Source organism: Clavibacter michiganensis (genome assembly GCF_016907085.1).
Taxonomy (GTDB): domain Bacteria; phylum Actinomycetota; class Actinomycetes; order Actinomycetales; family Microbacteriaceae; genus Clavibacter; species Clavibacter michiganensis_O.
On the sequence record NZ_JAFBBJ010000001.1, the window covers coordinates 108,984 to 128,033 of the forward strand.

Genomic DNA, 19,050 nt, shown 5'->3' on the forward strand with positions numbered 1-19,050 from the left:
CTCGCCCCTCTCGGGGACGACAGAACAAGGAGATCCATCACGTGACTGACATCGTCTACGACAAGGACGCCGACCTCTCGCTCATCCAGGGTCGCAAGGTCGCCGTCATCGGCTACGGCTCGCAGGGCCACGCGCACGCGCTGAACCTCCGCGACTCCGGCGTCGAGGTCGTCATCGGCCTCAAGGAGGGCTCGACGAGCCGCGCCAAGGCCGAGGAGCAGGGCTTCACGGTGAAGACGCCGTCCGACGCATCCGCGTGGGCCGACGTGATCGTCATCCTCGCGCCCGACCAGCACCAGCGCGGCCTCTACGCGGACAGCGTCCGCGACAACCTCACCGAGGGCAAGACGCTCGTCTTCGCGCACGGGTTCAACATCCGCTTCGGCTACATCGAGGCGCCCGAGGGCGTCGACGTCGTCCTCGTCGCCCCGAAGGGCCCGGGCCACACCGTGCGCCGCGAGTTCGAGGCCGGCCGCGGCGTCCCCGTCATCGTCGCCGTCGAGGTCGACGCGTCGGGCAAGGCGTGGGACCTCGCGTGGTCGTACGCCAAGGGCATCGGCGGCCTCCGCGCCGGCGGCATCCGCACCACCTTCACCGAGGAGACGGAGACCGACCTCTTCGGCGAGCAGGCCGTGCTCTGCGGCGGCACCTCGCAGCTGGTGCAGTACGGCTTCGAGACGCTGATCGAGGCGGGCTACCAGCCGCAGATCGCGTACTTCGAGGTGCTGCACGAGCTCAAGCTCATCGTCGACCTCATGTGGGAGGGCGGCATCGCGAAGCAGCGCTGGAGCATCTCCGACACGGCCGAGTACGGCGACTACGTCTCCGGCCCGCGCGTCATCTCGCCGGACGTCAAGGAGAACATGAAGGCCGTCCTCGCGGACATCCAGTCCGGCGCGTTCGCCGACCGCTTCATCAAGGACCAGGACGCCGGCGCGCCCGAGTTCCTCGAGCTCCGCAAGAAGGGCGAGGAGCACCCGATCGAGTCGACCGGCCGCGAGCTGCGCAAGCTCTTCGCGTGGAACAAGGCCGACGACGACTACACGGACGGCTCGGTCGCCCGCTAGGCGACGCCCCATCCCCACCGGACGCCCGGTCGCCTCGCGCGGCCGGGCGTCCGCGCGTCCCCAGGGCGTCCCGGCACCAGGCGGGCGTCCGGATGCGAGCACGTACGATCGGGGGATGCCCAGGACCCCCGACGACGACGCCCTCAGCTGGGCCGGCGAGGAGGCGGATCCCACGCTCGCCCGGTCGCCCGAGCCGCAGCGCGCCGTGCCCCGCCGCCGACCGGACGCCGCACCCGTGACCGGGAGCGGCCGGGCGACCGCCCTCGGGGCGACGGCCGCGCGCCGGGCCGCCGCGTCCGGATCCGCTGCGGGATCCGATGAGCCGCGTGTCGGCCTCGCGGCCGACCACGACGACCACGCCGCCCCCGACGCCTCGCCCGAGGTGGTGGGGCTCGCCTTCTTCGGCGCCGTCGCGGTGCTCGAGACCATCGCCTGGTTCTTCGTCGTGCGCGACAACCCGTCGAGCGCGGGGTCCGCGTTCCAGGTCGGCGTCGCGCAGGCGACCGAGGCGCTCACGGTGCTCGCGCCGCCGCTGTGGCTGGCCGCCGTCGTCGCCGCGCTGCGGGGGATGCGCGTCGGCCCCCGCATGCTCGTGCTCGCCGCGGGTGCCGTGGTCCTCTTCCCGTGGCCCTGGCTGGTGACCCGGTGAGCGGCGACGAGGCGAGCGTCCGCGTGACCGCGACGGCTCCCGCGCGGACGCGCCGCGGCCGGCCGACGCGCGCCGGGTGGGTCGTCGGGATCCTCGGCGCGCTGGCCCACGGCATCCTCGTGTGGCAGGCCGTCGACCAGTACACGGCGTTCCGCGACATCGCGACGGCGTTCGGCGGATCGCTCCGGCCGGGCACCCTCGCGACGCTCGTGGGCGCGATCCTCGTGCCCGTCGTCGCGTTCGTCCTCGGAGCGCTGGCGACGCGCGGCCGGCCCGTCGCCGCGCGCGTCCTCGTCATGCTCGCGGGCCTCGCCGCGGCGAGCGCGCTCACGGTCGGCCTCGCGGCCCTGCTGCCGCTCGTCTAGCGGCGGCGGATCGCTAGAGCGGCCAGCCCGCGAAGAGCACGAGCCCGATCAGCACCGCCTGCGCCACGAGGCGCGGCACCAGCGGGATCGCGATGCGGCCGAAGCGCTCCGGGTGCCGGGCCGCGTAGGCGTTCGCGGGGAAGACCGCGACCAGGAACACCGCCAGCGCGATGCCCGCCGCGAGCCGCAGCGGCTCGACCAGCAGGCCGATCCCGCCCGCGATCTCGCACACGCCGGTGAACCGCACGAGCGCCAGGGGAGAGGGCACGCCGGGGCGGCGGAAGGACGGCGGGATGATCGCCGCCATGGCCCGCGCGGCCTTCGGCACGAAGTGGTTGACGCCCATGCCGACGAAGACGAGGGCCAGCAGGATCCGCACGGCGAGCTGGATCGTCGTCCACGTCACATCGCTCATCGCCCCATTCTGGGGCCACTAGCATGTGAGGGTCCCAGCCGCCCCCGCCCGAAGGACCGCTCTTGACCAAGCCCGTCGTCGTCATCGCCGAAGAACTCTCGCCCGCCACCGTCGACGCCCTGGGGCCCGACTTCGACGTCCGATCCGTCGACGGCACCGACCGCCCGGCCCTGCTCGCGGCCCTCGCGGACGCGGACGCCGTGCTCGTGCGCTCCGCCACCAAGATCGACGCGGAGGCCATCGCCGCCGCCCCGCGCCTCCAGGTCGTCGCCCGCGCGGGCGTGGGCCTCGACAACGTCGACATCAAGGCCGCGACCACCGCGGGCGTCATGGTCGTGAACGCGCCGACCTCCAACGTCATCTCGGCCGCCGAGCTCGCCATCGGCCACATCCTCTCGCTCGCGCGCTTCATCCCGGACGCGAGCGCCTCGCTCAAGCAGGGCCTCTGGAAGCGCTCGTCCTTCACGGGCGTCGAGCTCTACGAGAAGACCATCGGCATCGTCGGCCTCGGCCGCATCGGCACGCTCGTGGCCCAGCGCCTCGCGGGCTTCGGCGCCACGCTCGTCGCGTACGACCCCTACGTCACGCCGGCCCGCGCGCAGCAGCTCGGCGTGCAGCTCCTCCCGCTCGACGAGCTGATGCAGGCCTCGGACTTCATCACCATCCACATCCCCAAGACGCCCGACACCACGGGCCTCATCTCCACGGAGCAGTTCGCGCTCGCGAAGCCGAGCTTGCGCATCGTCAACGCGAGCCGCGGCGGCATCATCGACGAGGACGCGCTGTACACGGCGCTCAAGTCGAAGCGCATCGCGGGCGCCGGCCTCGACGTGTTCGTCAGCGAGCCGCCCACGGGATCCCCGCTGCTCGACCTCGACAACATCATCGTCACGCCGCACCTCGGCGCCTCCACCGACGAGGCCCAGGAGAAGGCCGGCGTCTCGGTCGCGAAGAGCGTGCGCCTCGCCCTCGGCGGTGAGCTCGTGCCGGACGCCGTGAATGTCGCGGGCGGCGTCATCGACCCGTACGTGCGCCCCGGCATCCCGCTGATGGAGAAGCTCGGCCAGGTGTTCTCCGGCCTCGCGCACGAGGCGCTCACGAGCATCGACGTGGTCGTCCGCGGCGAGCTCGCCGGCTACGACGTCAGCGTGCTGAAGCTCGCGGCGCTCAAGGGCGTCTTCACCAACGTCGTGAGCGAGAACGTCTCCTACGTCAACGCGCCGCTGCTCGCCGAGCAGCGCGGGCTCGAGGTGCGCCTCATCACGGACGCCGTGTCGGAGGAGTACCGGAACGTCCTCAGCATCCGCGGCGCGCTGTCCGACGGCACCCAGGTGTCGGTGTCAGGCACGCTCACGGGCACCAAGCAGATCGAGAAGCTCGTCGAGATCGACGGCTACGACGTCGAGGTGCCGTTCAGCCGCCACCTCATCGTCATGAAGTACGAGGACCGCCCGGGCATCGTCGCGGTCTACGGCAAGGAGTTCGGCGACGCCGAGGTCAACATCGCCGGCATGCAGATCGCCCGCCAGGAGGCCGGCGGCCGCGCGCTCAGCGTGCTCAGCGTCGACTCGCCCGTGCCGGACGGCGTGCTGGAGAACGTGCGGCGGGCCATCCAGGCGACGTCGCTGCGCGAGATCGACATCGCCGACTGATCCCCGCTCGGATCGACCACCGCGAGGGCGGCTGCTGCGGCGGCCGCCCTCGCGGCGCGTCCGGGACCGGCGGGCCCGGTCAGCCGCGCGTCGAGCGGAGCCGCACGAGGTCGTCGACCACGCGGATGAGCTCGTCGAGCGCCTCGTCGGCGGGCGCGGATCCGCCGAGCCACGGCTGCAGCGCGCTGTTGTAGTAGAGGCCGTCGCCGATGAGGAGCACGGCGCGCGCCACGGCCGGGTCGCCCACGGCCTCGAGGATCACGGCGGCCCACTCGTCCTGCAGGTGCGTGAGGGCGTCGCGGGCGCGCGGGTGGTTGCCCTGCGCGAGCCGGGAGGTCGCGACGTACGCGCGGTCGAAGGGCGTGGCGGTGGACAGCGATCCGCGGATCCACCGATCGACGGGTCCGCGCTCCGCCCGCCGCAACCGCTCGACGTCCTCGCGCGCGAGCGCCGCCATGCGCGCGAGCAGGCCGTCGACGAGCGCCTCCTTGCCGCCGAAGTGGTAGAGCAGCCCGCCCTTGGAGACGCCGGCCGCGGCGGCGACCGCCTCGAGGGTCGTGCCGCGCTCGCCCTGCTGCACGAGCAGCTCCTCGAAGGCGTCGAGGATGCGGTCGCGCGCGGTCCCGCCGGAGGAGGACGCCGGGTCGGATGCGGCGTCGGTCTCGGATTCGGGCGCGGGGTCGTCGGGCGTGGCGGCGGGCATGGATCCAGCGTAGCGGCGGCTTGCTCGCTGTACCGACCGGACGGTACAGTGATATCCGTCGCTCCCGCGGCCCCGTCCGCGCGCCCCGCGCCTCCCGACGTCAGGAAGCCCCGTCATGTCCACGCCCCGCACCGCATCCGTCCCCGTGACCGCCGGCACCGGCCGCGCCGGGCGACGCCAGTGGGCCGCGCTCGTGGTGCTGATGCTCCCGGTGCTCCTCGTCTCCATCGACAACACGGTGCTGAGCTTCGCGATGCCGTCCATCGCGCGCGACCTCGAGCCGTCGGGCGCCGCCCAGCTCTGGGTCATCGACGCGTACCCGCTCGTGCTCGCGGGGCTCCTCGTCGCGATGGGCAACATGGGGGACCGCTACGGCCGGCGGCGCCTCCTCATGATCGGCGCGGCCGGCTTCGGCCTCGTCTCGGCCCTCGCCGCGTTCGCGACCGACGCGTCGCAGCTCATCGCCGCGCGCGCCGCCCTCGGCTTCTTCGGCGCGATGCTCATGCCCTCCACGCTGTCGCTCCTGCGCACCATCTTCACCGACCGGAAGCAGCGCCGCCTCGCCATCGCGATCTGGGCGTCGGGCTTCTCCGGCGGGTCCGCGCTCGGCCCGCTCGTGGGCGGCGTGCTGCTCGAGCACTTCTGGTGGGGATCCGTGTTCCTCGTCGCCGTGCCCGTGATGCTGCCGCTGCTGATCCTCACGCCCCTGCTCGTGCCGGAGTCGAAGGACCCGGCACCGGGTCCGATCGACGGGATCGCGATCCTGCTGTCGCTCGCGACCGTGGCGCCCATCGTCTACGCGATCAAGACGTTCGCGACCGAGGGCGCCACGCCGCTCGCGATCGCCGCGCCCGTCGTGGGCGTGGTCGCCGGCATCCTCTTCGTGCGCCGCATGTCGCGCGCCCGGAATCCCATGCTCGACGTCGCGCTCTTCCGCGAGCCGGTCTTCACGGGCGCGGTGCTCGTCAACCTGCTGAGCGTCGTCTCGCTCGTCGGCTTCCTCTTCTTCGTGACGCAGCACCTGCAGCTGGTCGCGGGCCTCGACCCGCTCGCGGCCGGGTTCGCGCTCATCCCGGGATCCGTGGTGGTCATCGTCTCGGGCCTCGTGATCGTGCCGATCGTGGCGCGCGCCCGCCCGTCGCGCGTCGTCGCGATCGCGCTGGCGCTCTCGGCGGCCGCCTACGTGATCCTCGCGGCCACGGGCCGCGACGCGTCCGTCGGGCTGCTGGTGTTCGCGTTCTGCCTGCTGGGCGCGGGCATCGGCGCCTCGCAGACCATCTCGAACGACCTCATCATCGCGGCCGTCCCGCCGGCCAAGGCGGGCGCGGCGTCCGCGGTCTCGGAGACGGCGTACGAGGTGGGCGCGGTGCTCGGCACGGCCGTGCTCGGCAGCATCCTCACCGCGAGCTACCGCACGGGCCTCACGCTTCCGGCCGGGCTGTCCGACGGCGACGCGAGCGCGGCGCGCGAGACGCTCGGGGGAGCGGTGTCGGTCGCCGAGCGCGTGCCCGCCGACGTGGGCGCGGCGCTGCTGGAGTCGGCGCACCGCGCGTTCGACGGCGGCGTGGTGACGACGTCGATCATCGGCGCCCTGCTCATGGTCGGCGCGATCGTCATCTCGCTCACGAGCCTGCGCCGCGCGAGCTCGCACGACTGAGCGGGCGCGTCAGCCCGCCGGCGGGATCAGACGACGTTGTCGTCGGAGCGCTCGCTGCGCGTGATGCGCTGACCGGTCGCGGGGTCGATGCGCGTGCGCGTCTCGCTCACGGCCGTGCGGCGTCGGGCGAGGAGCGCGACGCCGATGATGATGACGAGCGCACCGCCACCCATCAGGATGTAGCCGACCAGCTGCAGGTCGACGCCGGGGACGGTGAGGTCGACGGCGAACGCGAGTATCGCGCCGACGACCACGAGGAAGATTCCGAGGCCGATGCTCATGCGGTGCTCCTTGGGTCGTGCCCGCCGAGTAGTCGGACGCCTTCACCGTAGCGCCGGTGCCCCGCGACGGACGGGTAGCCTGTCCGGAAACCCACCAGTCCCGGGAGGATCCATGCCCCGCACCATCTCGCTCGCCGTCGTCCCCGGGGACGGCATCGGCCCCGAGGTCGTCCACGAGGCCCTGCGCGTGCTCCGGGAGGCGGTCCCCGACGACGTGTCGCTCGACACCACGCAGTACCCGTTCGGCGCCGGCCACTACCTCGAGACGGGGGAGATCCTCACCGACTCCGACCTCGCCGCGCTCGCGCAGCACGACGCGATCCTGCTGGGCGCCGTCGGCGGCGACCCCCGCGACGCGCGCCTCGCCGGCGGCATCATCGAGCGCGGCCTGCTGCTCAAGCTCCGCTTCGCGTTCGACCACTACATCAACCTGCGGCCCACCACGCTGCTGCCCGGGGTCGCCTCGCCGCTCGCCGCGCCCGGCGAGGTCGACTTCGTCGTCGTCCGCGAGGGCACCGAGGGGCCGTACGCGGGCAACGGCGGCGTGCTGCGTCGCGGCACCGAGCACGAGATCGCGACCGAGGTGTCGGTGAACACGGCGCACGGCGTGGAGCGCACCGTGCGGTTCGCGTTCGAGCTGGCCCAGAAGCGCGAGCGCAAGCACGTGACCCTCGTGCACAAGACCAACGTGCTGACCTTCGCCGGATCCCTCTGGCAGCGCACCGTCGACCGCGTCGCCGCCGAGCACCCGGACGTCACGGTCGACTACCTGCACGTCGACGCCACGATGATCTTCCTGGTCACCGACCCGTCCCGCTTCGACGTGATCGTCTCCGACAACCTGTTCGGCGACATCATCACCGACCTGGCCGCGGCCATCTCGGGCGGCATCGGCCTCGCGGCGTCCGGCAACGTGAACCCCACGGGCGCGTTCCCGAGCATGTTCGAGCCGGTGCACGGATCCGCGCCCGACATCGCCGGGCAGCAGAAGGCCGACCCGACCGCGGCGATCCTCTCGGTCGCGCTCCTGCTCGACCACCTCGGCCTGCCCGAGGCCGCCGCGCGCGTCACGGCAGCGGTGTCGGCCGACCTCGCCGCGCGCGCCGTGGGCGACACGGCACCCCGATCCACCGCGGAGGTCGGCGACGCCGTCATCCGCGCCCTCTCCACGAACCACTGAAGGACCCCATGAGCACCACCAGCACCGCCACCGCGTTCCCCCTGTCCTTCGAGCAGACCCCGTCGGAGAGCGCCCGCGCCGACGCCGAGCGGGAGGCGATCCTCGCGGACCCGGGCTTCGGCAAGCACTTCACCGACCACATGGTCCAGATCGACTGGACCCTCGACGCCGGGTGGCACGACGCGCGCGTCGTCCCGTACGGGCCGCTCCAGCTGGATCCGGCGGCGAGCGTGCTGCACTACGGTCAGGAGATCTTCGAGGGCATGAAGGCGTACCGCCACGCCGACGGATCCGTCTGGACCTTCCGCCCCGACCGCAACGCCGCCCGCCTCCAGCGCTCGGCCCGCCGCCTCGCGCTCCCCGAGCTCCCCACCGAGGACTTCGTCGAGTCCGTGCGGCAGCTGGTCCGCGCCGACCTCGGCTGGGTGCCGACGGCCGCGGAGCAGAGCCTGTACCTGCGCCCGTTCATGATCGCCAACGAGAGCTTCCTCGGCGTGCGCGCCGCCCAGCGCGTGGGCTACTACGTCATCGCGAGCCCCGCGGGCGCGTACTTCACGGGCGGGGTGGCGCCGGTGTCCATCTGGCTGTCCACGCAGTACTCCCGCGCGGGCAAGGGTGGCACGGGCGCCGCGAAGTGCGGCGGCAACTACGCGGCATCGCTCCTCCCGCAGGCCGAGGCCGCGTCGCACGGCTGCGCGCAGGTGCTCTTCCTCGACTCCGAGGAGGGCCGCTACCTCGAGGAGCTTGGCGGCATGAACATCGTGCTCGTCTACGAGGATGGCCGGCTGGTCACGCCCGACTCGGAGAGCATCCTCGAGGGCATCACGCGCGACTCGATCCTCGAGCTCGCGCGCGACCGCGGCCTCACGGTCGAGAAGCGGCGCGTGGAGCTGTCGGAGTGGGTCGACGGCGTCGCGTCGGGCGAGATCACGGAGGTGTTCGCGTGCGGCACCGCGGCGGTCATCACGCCCATCGGCCGCCTGATGGGCGAGGGCCTCGACGTCGGCGACATCGACGCGCCCGCCGGCGAGCTGACGATGTCGCTGCGCCAGGAGCTCACCGACATCCAGTACGGCCGCATCCCCGACCGCCACGGCTGGCTCACGCGCCTCGACGCGTAGCGCGCAGCCCGGTGCCTCGTGCCGGCGGCCGCGCGCCGTCGGCACGGCTAGGGTCGTCAGCGTGAAGATCGCGCGATTCAGCACCGGTGACGACCCCCGCTTCGGCATCCTCGACGAGGAGGAGGGCCACCTGGTCGTCCTCACCGGCGACCCCATGTTCAGCGGCTACCAGACGACGGGGGAGCGCGTGCCGCTCGCCGACGCCCGGCTGCTCGCCCCGGTGATCCCGCGCTCCAAGGTCGTCGCGGTGGGCCGCAACTACGCGGCGCACGCGGCCGAGCACGGCAGCGAGGCGCCCACCACGCCGCTCATCTTCCTGAAGCCCAACACCTCCGTCATCGGCCCCGACGACGCGATCCGCCTCCCCGCCGACAGCGAGCAGGTCGAGCACGAAGGCGAGCTCGCGGTCGTCATCGGGCGGATCACGCGCGACGTGTCCGTGGAGGACGCGCGCCGCTCGATCTTCGGCTACACGATCGGCAACGACGTGACCGCTCGCGACATCCAGCACTCCGAGAGCCAGTGGGCCCGCGCCAAGGGGTACGACACGTTCTGCCCGCTCGGGCCGGTCATCGAGACCGAGGGCTCGTTCGAGGACGCGCTCATCGAGACCCGCGTGGACGGCGAGCTCCGCCAGTCCGGGCGCACGAGCGAGATGGTGCACTCGGTGCCCGAGCTCATCGCGTTCGCCTCGCGCGTGTGGACGCTGCTGCCCGGCGACGTGATCCTCACGGGCACGCCCGCGGGCGTCGGCCCCTTCACCGACGGCCAGGTCGTCGAGGTGTCGATCGAGGGCATCGGCACGCTCTCCAATCCCGCGCGCGCCCGCGCCTGACCGTGATCCGTCCCGGTCGTCCTGCGCGCGTCGCGCTGGCGGCCGCGGCGGTGGCGCTGCTCTCGGGCTGCGTCTACGACGTGTCCGACTACGGGCTCGAGACGCCGGGGCCCTCTGCGGCCCCGACGCCCACGGCGTCGCCGACCCCGGGGGCCGCGGAGCTCGGCTTGCCGGCCGGCTGCACACCCGCCGACCTCTCGATCGACTGGGCGGAGCCCGAGGCGGGTCCCGCCGACGAGCTGCTCGCCGTGCGGGTGATGACCGTGCGGATCCCGAGCGCGGGGGAGCAGCCCGGGCTCGGATCCACGACCCAGCGCGTCACGCGGAACGACACCGCGCTGCGGCCGGCGCTCCGCCTGGAGCTCGACGAGAGGGACGAGTCCGCGACCCCGGTGGTCGACGACGACCTCGCCCCGGCTGAGACGTGGGCCTCCTTCCTCGCCGCGGACCTCCGCGACCGCGAGCTCGTGGGACCGCGGTTCGGGCGGCCGCTGCAGATCTCCTCGTTCGATCCCGCGCTCGACCGCGAGGCCCGCTACGTGATCGGCTACCTGGGCTCCGCCCAGTCCGCGCACGTGACGGTGACGGGCTGCGACGGCGCGTTCCGCGGATCCGGCACGCTCGAGGGCCTCGACCCGACGCGGTCCGCCGGTGCCGTCCTCCTCGAGTGCGGCGTGCCGCCCGGCGACCAGTACGACCGCTGGGACCTGCTCGAGCCGTACTGCGCCGACGGGGCGCCGGCGACCGACGGGGAGCCGCAGCCCGAGCCCTAGAATCGGACCCAGGATGACTGAGACAACCGCGCACCCCGTGACCACCGCCACCGGCACCGACGTCCGCGTCCGGTTCTGCCCGTCCCCGACCGGGACGCCGCACGTGGGGCTCATCCGCACGGCGCTCTTCAACTGGGCCTACGCCCGCCACACGGGCGGCAAGCTGATCTTCCGCGTCGAGGACACCGACGCCGCGCGCGACAGCGAGGAGAGCTACGAGCAGCTCATCGAGGCGCTGCGCTGGCTCGAGATCGACTGGGACGAGGGCGAGGGCGTCGGCGGGCCGCACGCGCCGTACCGCCAGTCGCAGCGCACGGACCTCTACCTCGACGTGATCCAGAAGCTCACCGAGTCCGGCCACCTCTACGAGAGCTACGCGACCGCGGAGGAGATCGAGGCCCGCAACCGCGCCGCCGGCCGCGACCTGAAGATGGGCTACGACAACTTCGAGCGCGACCTCACCGAGGCCGAGCGCCAGGCGTTCCGCGACGAGGGCCGCTCGCCGGCCCTCCGCCTCCGCGTGCCGGACACCGACCTCTCCTTCGACGACCTCGTGCGCGGCACGGTCACGTTCCCGGCCGGATCCTTCCCCGACTTCGTGCTCGTGCGCCCGAACGGCGCCCCGCTCTACACGCTCGTGAACCCCGTCGACGATGCCCTCATGGGGATCACGCACGTGCTCCGCGGCGAGGACCTGCTCTCATCGACGCCCCGGCAGATCGCGCTGTACCACGCGCTCATCGACATCGGCGTGACCGACGCCATCCCGCGCTTCGGCCACCTGCCCTACGTGATGGGGGAGGGCAACAAGAAGCTCTCCAAGCGCGACCCCGAGTCGAACCTGTTCCACCACCGCGACCGCGGCTTCATCCCCGAGGGCCTCATCAACTACCTCGCGCTGCTCGGCTGGTCGCTCACGCACGACCGCGACGTGTTCTCGCGGATGGAGATGATCACGGCGTTCGACGTCGCCGACGTCACGCCCGCGCCTGCGCGCTTCGACCTCAAGAAGGCGGAGTCGCTGAACGGCGACCACATCCGCCTGCTCCCGCTCGAGGACTTCGCCCAGCGCCTCGTGCCGTACCTGCAGGCCGCTGGCGTCGTCGGCGCCGAGCTCACGCACGACGAGCAGCGGATGCTCGACGCGGCGGCCCCGCTCGTGCAGGAGCGCATGCAGCTCCTCGGCGAGGCGCCCGACCTCCTCTCCTTCCTCTTCACGACGGCGGATGCGCTGCCCTACGACGACGCTGCGGTCCAGGCGCTGAAGGACGACGCCCCCGAGGTGCTCGCCGCCTCGCGGGGCGCGCTCGCGGGCGTCCCGCACACGCAGTGGGACATCGACCTGGTGCAGGAGGTGCTGCAGAACACGCTCATCACCGGCATGGGCATGAAGCCGCGACTCGCGTACGGGCCGCTGCGCGTCGCCGTCTCCGGGCGCCGGATCTCGCCGCCGCTGTTCGAGTCGATGGTGCTGCTCGGCAAGGACGAGACCATCGCCCGCCTCGACCGCTTCGCGGGGATGCTCGGTGAGTGATCCCGGGGTCGCGGGATCCACCGCGACCGGCGACTCCTACGACGTCGTCGTCATCGGCGCCGGGCCCGCCGGCCTGTCCGCCGCGCTCAACCTGGTGCGCGCCCGCCGCCGCACGCTCGTGCTCGACAGCAACCGGCCGCGCAACGCCGCGACCCTCATGTCGCACGGCTTCGTCACGCGCGACGGGATCTCCCCGCTCGAGCTCCGCAAGCTCGGCCAGGTCGAGGTCGAGGGGTACGACGAGGGCGAGTTCCAGCTGGCCGTCGTGCAGTCGGCGGAGCCCGCCGAGGGCGGCTTCACGATCCGCGCGAAGGGCGTGCGCCGCGCGCCCGACCGCGAGGTCCACGCGCGCCGGATCCTCATCGCCACGGGCCTCGTGGAGACGCTTCCCGACCTGCCGAGCATCCGCGCGTACTACGGCACCGCCGTGCACAGCTGCATGGAGTGCGACGGCTACGAGAAGGCCGACGAGCCGCTCTTCCTCATCGGCGAGACCGACGACCTCGTGGAGCGCGCCCTGCTGCTCTCGCAGTGGTCGCGCGACATCATCGTCTTCACCAACGGCGTCGCGGAGATCGACGAGGCGGGGGAGCGCGGGCTCGCGTCCCTCGGCATCCGCGTCGACCGCCGCCCCGTCGCCGACATCGAGGGCGAGCGCGCGGTCGTCACCGGCATCCGGATGCAGGACGGCTCCGTCGTCCCGCGCACCGGCGGCTTCGTCCGCCCGCGGTACTCGACCGCGCTCGACTTCCTCTCGGGGCTCGACCTCGACACGGATCACGACGGCCACATCGCCGTCGACGCCGAGGGCCGCACCTCCCACGACGGCGTCTACGCGGCGGGCGACAGCTCGCAGCCGGGCCCGCAGCAGCTGATCATCGCGGCCGGCTTCGGGGCGCGCGCCGCCAGCGCGATCAACCGGGACCTGCTGCCCGTGATCTGACGCGTGTCGGGCCCATCGGTAGCGCGCCGGTTTGGCGCGGATCCGGCCGATGGGCTACACTCGACGAGGCCCGATCGCGCATCGGGACCTTGGGGTATGGTGTAATTGGCAACACGGAAGATTCTGATTCTTTTGTTCTTGGTTCGAGTCCAGGTACCCCAGCACTGAATACGCGAGAAATCACAGGCCCGGTTATCCGGGCCTTTTCCTTTTCCCTCGCTCTGCCATCTCGGATGGCGCCATCCGAAGCGCCGCGCATGCCGATCGCTGCTGCCGGACGGCTCTCGACTCCCGGCCCCCGGCGTATTACGTTATTCGCATGACAGGCGACGAGACCATCGACGGCGTCCCCGTGACGGAGGAGCAGATCCAGGCGTGGGCCGATGAGGCCGAGGTCGGGTACGACGCGGACACGCTCAGGAAGCGGGGCCGCGGCCGTCCCGGGCGCGGAGCGCGACCGTCCCAGGTCGTCGCCGTGCGGCTCACCGACGAGGAGCTCGCCGCGGTGGATGCTCGAGCGGCTCGCGAGGGAACGTCGCGCTCCGAGGTGATCCGGCAGGCGCTCCACGACTCCGCGGCGTGAGGGTTCACCCTTCGGCGCGGAAGCACGGGATCGAACCCGAGGATGCCGTCCAGGCCGCATCGTGGGCGATCTGGATCGAGGATCTGGACGACGACAGCCCTGCGCGGCAATTGCGTCTCGGATTCGATCACTCGGGGCGTCTGCTGGAGACCGTGGTGCTCGTGTTCGACAGCGGGAACGAACTGGTGATCCACGCCATGATCGCGCGGAAGCAGATGCTGGACCTGCTGCCCTGACATGACGACGGCCCCGCCCGAGCATCTGCTCGAGCGGGGCCGTCGTCGTTTTCAGCGCAAGCGGATCAGGCGAGGCGCCCCTTCGGCGAGCTGTCGCTCGTCTTCGACGGGTCCTTCTCCACGACGTCGCCGAGGGCGTCGTCGATGCGGGTCAGGAGCTCGGCCGGGATCTTCACGCCGGAGGCCTTCACGTTCTCGTGCACCTGCTCGGGGCGGGAGGCGCCGATGATCGCCGAGGCGACGTTGTCGTTCTGGAGCACCCATGCGACGGCGAGCTGGGCCAGCGACAGGTCGAGCTCGTCGGCGACGGGCTGCAGCTCCTGGACGCGGGTCAGGACGTCGTCGTTCATGTAGCGCTTGATCATGTCGGCGCCGCCCTTGTCGTCCGTGGCGCGCGAGCCCTGCGGCAGGTCCTGGCCGGGCTTGTACTTGCCGGTGAGGACGCCCTGCGCGATGGGGGACCAGACGATCTGCGAGATGCCGAGCTCGGCGGAGGTCGGGACGACCTCCTCCTCGATGACGCGCCAGAGGGCCGAGTACTGCGGCTGGTTCGAGATCAGCTGGAAGCCGAGCTCGCGGGAGAGGCCGTGGGCCTCCCGGAGCTGCTCAGGGGTCCACTCGCTGACGCCGATGTAGAGCGCCTTGCCCTGGCGGACGACGTCGGCGAACGCCTGCATCGTCTCCTCGAGCGGGGTCTCGTAGTCGTAGCGGTGGGCCTGGTAGAGGTCCACGTGGTCGGTCTGGAGGCGCTCGAGCGAGCCGTCGATCGACGCCATGATGTGCTTGCGCGAGAGGCCGGTGTCGTTGTGGCCCTTGGCACCGGTCGGGAAGTAGACCTTCGTGAAGATCTCCAGGCCGTCACGGTTCTCGCTCTTGAGCGCGTCGCCGAGCACCTTCTCGGCGACGGTGTTCGCGTAGCCGTCGGCCGTGTCGAACGTGGTGATGCCGGCCTCGAGGGCCGCCTGCACGCACTGCGTGGCGGTGTCGTTCTCGACCTGCGACCCGTGGGTCAGCCAGTTGCCGTACGTGATCTCGGAGATCTTGAAGCCTGAGTTGCCTAGGTAGCGGAATTCCATCCTCCGAGCCTACGCCGCGGGCGCTGGGGGAGCCCCGGGCGGGGTCTGTCCGCGGGGTGACCGGGAGATGGACGCGCGGCCCCGCCCGATGGTCTCGGGCGGGGCCGCGCGGTGGCGCGGAGGGAGAGCCGATCAGGCCTCGCGGGTCTTCGGCGAGCTGTCCTCGGTCTTGCGCGGATCCTTCTCGACGATGTCGCCGAGCGCGTCGTCGATGCGGGTGAGCAGCTCCGCCGGGATCTTCACGCCCGACGCCTTCACGTTCTCGTGCACCTGCTCGGGACGCGAGGCACCGATGATCGCGGACGCCACGTTCTCGTTCTGCAGCACCCACGCGACCGCGAGCTGCGCGAGCGACAGGTCGAGCTCGTCGGCGACGGGCTGCAGCTCCTGCACGCGGGTCAGCGTGTCGTCGTTCATGAAGCGCTTGATCATGTTCGCGCCGCCCTTGTCGTCGGTCGCGCGCGACCCGGACGGCAGCTCCTGGCCGGGCTTGTACTTGCCCGTCAGCACGCCCTGGGCGATGGGGGACCAGACGATCTGCGAGATGCCCAGCTCCTTCGACGTGGGCACGACCTCCTCCTCGATGACGCGCCAGAGCGCCGAGTACTGCGGCTGGTTCGAGATCAGCTGGAAGCCCAGCTCGGTGGCGAGCGCGTGGCCGGCGCGCAGCTGCTCGCTCGTCCACTCGCTGACGCCGATGTAGAGCGCCTTGCCCTGGCGGACGACGTCGGCGAACGCCTGCATCGTCTCCTCGAGGGGCGTCTCGTAGTCGAACCGGTGCGCCTGGTACAGGTCGATGTAGTCGGTCTGGAGGCGCTGGAGCGACGCGTCGACGGAGTCCATGATGTGCTTCCGCGAGAGCCCCACGTCGTTGTGGCCCTTGGGTCCGGTGGGGCCGAAGACCTTGGTGAAGATCTCGATCGAGGCGCGTCGCTCGTCCTTGAGCGCCTCGCCGAGGACGGTCTCCGCCTTGGTGTTGGCGTAGACGTCGGCGGTGTCGAAGGTGGTGATCCCCGCCTCGAGCGCGGCCTTCACGCACGCGGTCGCGGTGTCGTTCTCCACCTGCGATCCGTGGGTGAGCCAGTTGCCGTAGGTGATCTCGGAGATCTTGAAGCCGGAGTTGCCGAGGTATCTGAATTCCATGGGACGACCGTACGCCGGCCGCCTCCGCGCCCCCGCACGAAAGTGTGCGACGGATCGGGCGCCCGGGTCAGGCGCCCGGGTCAGGCGGCGGGGGAGCGGATCACGTGCAGGGGCGCGAGCGCCGTGTCGAGCGCCGCCTCCAGCGGCCACGCCGAGCGCTCCGGCTGGCTGAGCACCAGGCCGCCCTGGATGGCCGCGAGGATGACCGTGGCGATGCGCTGCGGATCCGCCGAGGGGCCGACGAGTCCCGCCTCGCGCATCCGCTCCACGCCGCGCGACAGGAACGCGCGCCAGGACCGCATGGTCTCGGCGATGGCCCGCTCCAGCTCCGGATCGACGGCGGACGCCTGCGTCGCGAGCGAGCCGATGGGGCACGCCCACCGGCCGCGGCCGATGTAGTAGTCGACGAGCGCCGAGCGCCAGGCCTCCCACGACTCCCAGGACCCGAGGTCGTGGATGTGCGGCTCCTGCGCCTCCATCAGCTGCCGGCCCTCCCAGCCCGCGACCTCGCGCACCAGCTCGAGCTTGCCGCCGGGGAAGTAGTGGAAGAGCTGGCTCTTGCTCGTGAGGGTCGCGGCGCGCACGTCGTCGAGCGTGGTGCCGCCGACGCCGGTGGCGAGGATCTGCTCGCCGGTGGCCTCGATGATCCGCTGGCGGGTGAGCCGCCCGCGCTCGGTGATCCTCGGTTCGGCCATGCTCCGATCCTACCGTTGTGGACTGATCGGTCCAACCCGTGCTATCAATTGGACCATGCAGTCCAATGAAGAAGCCATCCAGTCCCTCGTCCCCGACACCCGGCTCGCCGGCCGCACGGCCGTCGTCACCGGATCCACCAGCGGCATCGGCGAGGCCATCGCCCGCGTGCTCGCCTCCTCCGGCGCCGAGGTCGTCGTCAGCGGCCGCGACGTCGACCGGGCCCGTTCCGTCGTCGCCGCGATCACGACGGCGGGCGGAACCGCCCACGCCGTCCCGGCCGACCTCGCGGGGAGCGCCGAGGGGATACGGCGCTTCGCGGCGGAGGCCACCGCCGCCCTCGGCGGCCGGCCCGACATCCTCGTGAACAACGCCGGCATCTACCCGGTCGGGCCGACCGCCGCGCTCGGCGACGACGACCTCGACGCCGTCCTCGCCGTCAACGTCCGTGCGCCCCACGTGCTCGTCGCGGCGCTCGCGCCCGCGATGGCGGAACGGGGGAGCGGCGCCGTGGTCAACGTCGGATCCTGGATGTCGCGCGTCGGCGTCCCGTTCGGCGCCGCCTACACGGCGTCCAAGGCCGCGGTCGAGCAGATGACCCGCACCTGGGCGGCGGAGTTCGGCCCGCGCGGCGTGCGGGTCACCACGGTCGCGCCGGGCGTGACCGCCACGCCCGGCAACGCGTCGGATGCGGCCGTGCTCGACGCGATGACGGCGACCACGCCCGCGGGCGTCCCGGTGCGTCCCGTCGACATCGCGTTCGCGGTGCGCTTCCTCGTCTCGGACGAGGCGGCGTTCGTGCACGGGGCGCTGCTCGACGTCGACGGCGGCATCGGCAGCACGCGACTCGGCTGACGCGCAGCTGCGCAGCCGCGCGGACGCGACGACGCCCGCCCCCGGGTCCGGGAGCGGGCGTCGTGGCGGTACGGCGAGGGCTAGCGGCGCGGGGCGTCCGCGTCCGCGTCCGCGTCCACGCTGCGGCCGGAGCCGCGGGCCGCGTCGTCGTCCGCGTCGGCCGGCGCCTTCTCGCCCGCGACGGAGTCCGCGGAGTCGGTCCCCTCGACGGCGGACGCGTCGCGCTTCGTCTTCGCGAGGCTGGCGACGGTCGCCACCGTGATGGTGAGGAGGATGAACGACAGCGAGAACCAGATCGGGATCTCGGGCGCCCACAGCATCGGCTCGCCGCCGTTGATGAAGGGCACCTCGTTGACGTGCATGGCGTGCAGCACGAGCTTCACGGCGATGAAGCCGAGGATCACCGCGAGGCCCTGCGAGAGGTAGATCAGGCGCTCGAGCAGGCCCGAGATCAGGAAGTACAGCTGGCGGAGGCCGAGCAGCGCGAAGGCGTTGGCGGTGAAGACGATGTACGCCTCCTGCGTCAGGCCGAAGATCGCGGGGATGGAGTCGAGCGCGAACAGCACGTCGGTGAGGCCGATGGCGAGCATCACCAGGAACATCGGGGTGAAGAGCTTCTTGCCGTCGACGCGGGTCGTCAGCTTGTCGCCGTCGTAGTGGTCCGAGGTGGGGATGAAGCGGCGGAGCGTGCGGATGAGCTTCGAGTCGGACTCGTCCTCGTCGTGCGTCTCCTTCATCTGCTTGTAGGCCATGACGAGGAGCAGGGCGCCGAAGAGGTAGAAGACCCAGGAGAAGTTGTCGATGATCGCGGAGCCCATCGCGATGAAGATGCCGCGCATCACGAGCGCTATCGCGATGCCGACGAGCAGCACCTTCTGCTGGAAGGCCCGCGGCACGGCGAAGCTCGACATGATGATGAGGAAGACGAAGAGGTTGTCGACGCTCAGCGCCTTCTCCGTGACGTAGCCGGCGAAGTACTCGCCGCCGAAGGTCCAGTTCGAGAAGACGCCGACGCCCACGCCGAAGACGAGGGCGATGACGATGTAGACCACCGACCAGGTGGCGGACTCCTTGATCGTGGGCTCGTGCGCGTGGCGGACGTGCGCGTAGAAGTCGAAGATCAGCAGGCCGAGGACGGCCGCGATGGTCGCGGCCCAGAGCCAGAAGGGGACATCCATGGGGGGTTCTCCAGTACTCGGACCTCGACGGGTCCGGTGGGGTACTGAAGGTCTCCTCCACCCCGCGAGCTGCTGCTCGCGGAACCGGCCGCACGGGTCGGAGTGGTCCGA

Annotated in this window: 21 protein-coding genes and 1 tRNA gene; 15 read left to right on the top strand and 7 right to left on the bottom strand. The window is 71.9% G+C overall.

Translation table 11 applies throughout. The features are described from left to right. Positions 1 to 41: 41 nt before the first annotated feature. From ilvC to JOE38_RS00455, 3 genes are all read left to right on the top strand, one after another. Positions 42 to 1,067 (top strand): ketol-acid reductoisomerase, encoded by a 1,026-nt coding sequence (gene ilvC / locus JOE38_RS00445; protein WP_012298794.1) that lies wholly within the window; start codon positions 42 to 44, stop codon positions 1,065 to 1,067. Positions 1,068 to 1,182: 115 nt separating this feature from the next. Further along, entirely contained in the window at positions 1,183 to 1,716 is a 534-nt protein-coding gene (locus JOE38_RS00450; RefSeq protein ID WP_204574383.1) for a hypothetical protein, read from the top strand. Beyond that, the gene (locus tag JOE38_RS00455; protein ID WP_204574384.1) at positions 1,713 to 2,081 is read left to right on the top strand and encodes a hypothetical protein; all 369 of its coding nucleotides are present in this window, start codon (positions 1,713 to 1,715) and stop codon (positions 2,079 to 2,081) included. Before JOE38_RS00450 ends, JOE38_RS00455 begins: the two co-directional genes overlap by 4 nt. A gap of 13 nt (positions 2,082 to 2,094) precedes the next feature. On the opposite strand, the gene JOE38_RS00460 is transcribed toward JOE38_RS00455, so the two are convergent. Beyond that, positions 2,095 to 2,496, bottom strand: coding sequence for a DoxX family protein (locus JOE38_RS00460; protein WP_204574385.1), 402 nt, complete (start codon positions 2,494 to 2,496; stop codon positions 2,095 to 2,097). 62 nt (positions 2,497 to 2,558) lie between these two features. Here JOE38_RS00460 and serA point away from each other — a divergent pair, with 62 nt between their 5' ends. Next, positions 2,559 to 4,148 carry a phosphoglycerate dehydrogenase gene (serA, locus tag JOE38_RS00465; RefSeq protein ID WP_204574386.1) on the top strand — a complete coding sequence of 530 codons (1,590 nt, stop codon included), beginning with the start codon at positions 2,559 to 2,561 and terminating at the stop codon, positions 4,146 to 4,148. Between the two features lie 79 nt (positions 4,149 to 4,227). Here serA and JOE38_RS00470 read toward each other — a convergent pair whose 3' ends face one another. After that, positions 4,228 to 4,851: a TetR/AcrR family transcriptional regulator gene (locus JOE38_RS00470; RefSeq protein ID WP_204574387.1), complete on the bottom strand. Its 624-nt coding sequence runs from the start codon at positions 4,849 to 4,851 to the stop codon at positions 4,228 to 4,230. A 115-nt stretch (positions 4,852 to 4,966) separates the two neighbouring features. Between JOE38_RS00470 and JOE38_RS00475 the strand changes: the two genes are divergently transcribed. Further along, positions 4,967 to 6,508, top strand: coding sequence for an MFS transporter (locus tag JOE38_RS00475; RefSeq protein ID WP_204574388.1), 1,542 nt, complete (start codon positions 4,967 to 4,969; stop codon positions 6,506 to 6,508). A gap of 26 nt (positions 6,509 to 6,534) precedes the next feature. Here the strand turns inward: JOE38_RS00475 and JOE38_RS00480 are convergent, their stop codons facing one another. Beyond that, the gene (locus tag JOE38_RS00480) at positions 6,535 to 6,789 is read right to left on the bottom strand and encodes a DUF6458 family protein (protein WP_012037789.1); all 255 of its coding nucleotides are present in this window, start codon (positions 6,787 to 6,789) and stop codon (positions 6,535 to 6,537) included. A 112-nt stretch (positions 6,790 to 6,901) separates the two neighbouring features. Between JOE38_RS00480 and JOE38_RS00485 the strand changes: the two genes are divergently transcribed. The 9 genes from JOE38_RS00485 (at position 6,902) to JOE38_RS00525 (ending at position 13,994) form a co-directional block, all read left to right on the top strand. Continuing rightward, positions 6,902 to 7,969, top strand: a complete 1,068-nt coding sequence (locus tag JOE38_RS00485; protein WP_204574389.1) for a 3-isopropylmalate dehydrogenase — start codon at positions 6,902 to 6,904, stop codon at positions 7,967 to 7,969. An 8-nt stretch (positions 7,970 to 7,977) separates the two neighbouring features. Next, positions 7,978 to 9,090 carry a branched-chain amino acid aminotransferase gene (locus JOE38_RS00490; protein ID WP_204574390.1) on the top strand — a complete coding sequence of 371 codons (1,113 nt, stop codon included), beginning with the start codon at positions 7,978 to 7,980 and terminating at the stop codon, positions 9,088 to 9,090. Positions 9,091 to 9,151: 61 nt separating this feature from the next. Then, positions 9,152 to 9,925, top strand: coding sequence for a fumarylacetoacetate hydrolase family protein (locus JOE38_RS00495; RefSeq protein ID WP_204574391.1), 774 nt, complete (start codon positions 9,152 to 9,154; stop codon positions 9,923 to 9,925). A gap of 2 nt (positions 9,926 to 9,927) precedes the next feature. Further along, the gene (locus JOE38_RS00500) at positions 9,928 to 10,698 is read left to right on the top strand and encodes a hypothetical protein (RefSeq protein ID WP_204574392.1); all 771 of its coding nucleotides are present in this window, start codon (positions 9,928 to 9,930) and stop codon (positions 10,696 to 10,698) included. Positions 10,699 to 10,711: 13 nt separating this feature from the next. Next, positions 10,712 to 12,232, top strand: coding sequence for a glutamate--tRNA ligase (gltX, locus tag JOE38_RS00505; protein ID WP_204574393.1), 1,521 nt, complete (start codon positions 10,712 to 10,714; stop codon positions 12,230 to 12,232). Next, entirely contained in the window at positions 12,225 to 13,175 is a 951-nt protein-coding gene (locus JOE38_RS00510) for an NAD(P)/FAD-dependent oxidoreductase (protein ID WP_204574394.1), read from the top strand. Before gltX ends, JOE38_RS00510 begins: the two co-directional genes overlap by 8 nt. A 90-nt stretch (positions 13,176 to 13,265) precedes the next feature. Next, positions 13,266 to 13,337 (top strand) — tRNA-Gln (locus JOE38_RS00515). A 157-nt stretch (positions 13,338 to 13,494) separates the two neighbouring features. After that, positions 13,495 to 13,758, top strand: a complete 264-nt coding sequence (locus JOE38_RS00520) for a ribbon-helix-helix domain-containing protein (RefSeq protein ID WP_204574395.1) — start codon at positions 13,495 to 13,497, stop codon at positions 13,756 to 13,758. Then, positions 13,755 to 13,994: a toxin gene (locus tag JOE38_RS00525; RefSeq protein ID WP_204574396.1), complete on the top strand. Its 240-nt coding sequence runs from the start codon at positions 13,755 to 13,757 to the stop codon at positions 13,992 to 13,994. Before JOE38_RS00520 ends, JOE38_RS00525 begins: the two co-directional genes overlap by 4 nt. 65 nt (positions 13,995 to 14,059) lie before the next feature. Here JOE38_RS00525 and JOE38_RS00530 read toward each other — a convergent pair whose 3' ends face one another. The 3 genes from JOE38_RS00530 to JOE38_RS00540 all read right to left on the bottom strand — a co-directional run bounded on the left by JOE38_RS00530 (position 14,060) and on the right by JOE38_RS00540 (position 16,908). Continuing rightward, a complete protein-coding gene (locus JOE38_RS00530) occupies positions 14,060 to 15,070 on the bottom strand; it encodes an aldo/keto reductase family protein (protein ID WP_204574397.1) in 1,011 nt (336 codons plus the stop codon). A 132-nt stretch (positions 15,071 to 15,202) separates the two neighbouring features. After that, the gene (locus JOE38_RS00535; protein WP_204574398.1) at positions 15,203 to 16,213 is read right to left on the bottom strand and encodes an aldo/keto reductase family protein; all 1,011 of its coding nucleotides are present in this window, start codon (positions 16,211 to 16,213) and stop codon (positions 15,203 to 15,205) included. Positions 16,214 to 16,293: 80 nt separating this feature from the next. Further along, positions 16,294 to 16,908, bottom strand: coding sequence for a TetR/AcrR family transcriptional regulator (locus tag JOE38_RS00540; protein WP_204574399.1), 615 nt, complete (start codon positions 16,906 to 16,908; stop codon positions 16,294 to 16,296). A gap of 55 nt (positions 16,909 to 16,963) precedes the next feature. Here JOE38_RS00540 and JOE38_RS00545 point away from each other — a divergent pair, with 55 nt between their 5' ends. Continuing rightward, complete coding sequence (locus JOE38_RS00545) at positions 16,964 to 17,761, top strand: SDR family NAD(P)-dependent oxidoreductase (RefSeq protein WP_204574400.1); 798 nt, start codon at positions 16,964 to 16,966, stop codon at positions 17,759 to 17,761. A gap of 80 nt (positions 17,762 to 17,841) precedes the next feature. Here JOE38_RS00545 and JOE38_RS00550 read toward each other — a convergent pair whose 3' ends face one another. After that, the gene (locus tag JOE38_RS00550) at positions 17,842 to 18,939 is read right to left on the bottom strand and encodes a TerC family protein (RefSeq protein WP_204574401.1); all 1,098 of its coding nucleotides are present in this window, start codon (positions 18,937 to 18,939) and stop codon (positions 17,842 to 17,844) included. Positions 18,940 to 19,050: the final 111 nt, after the last annotated feature.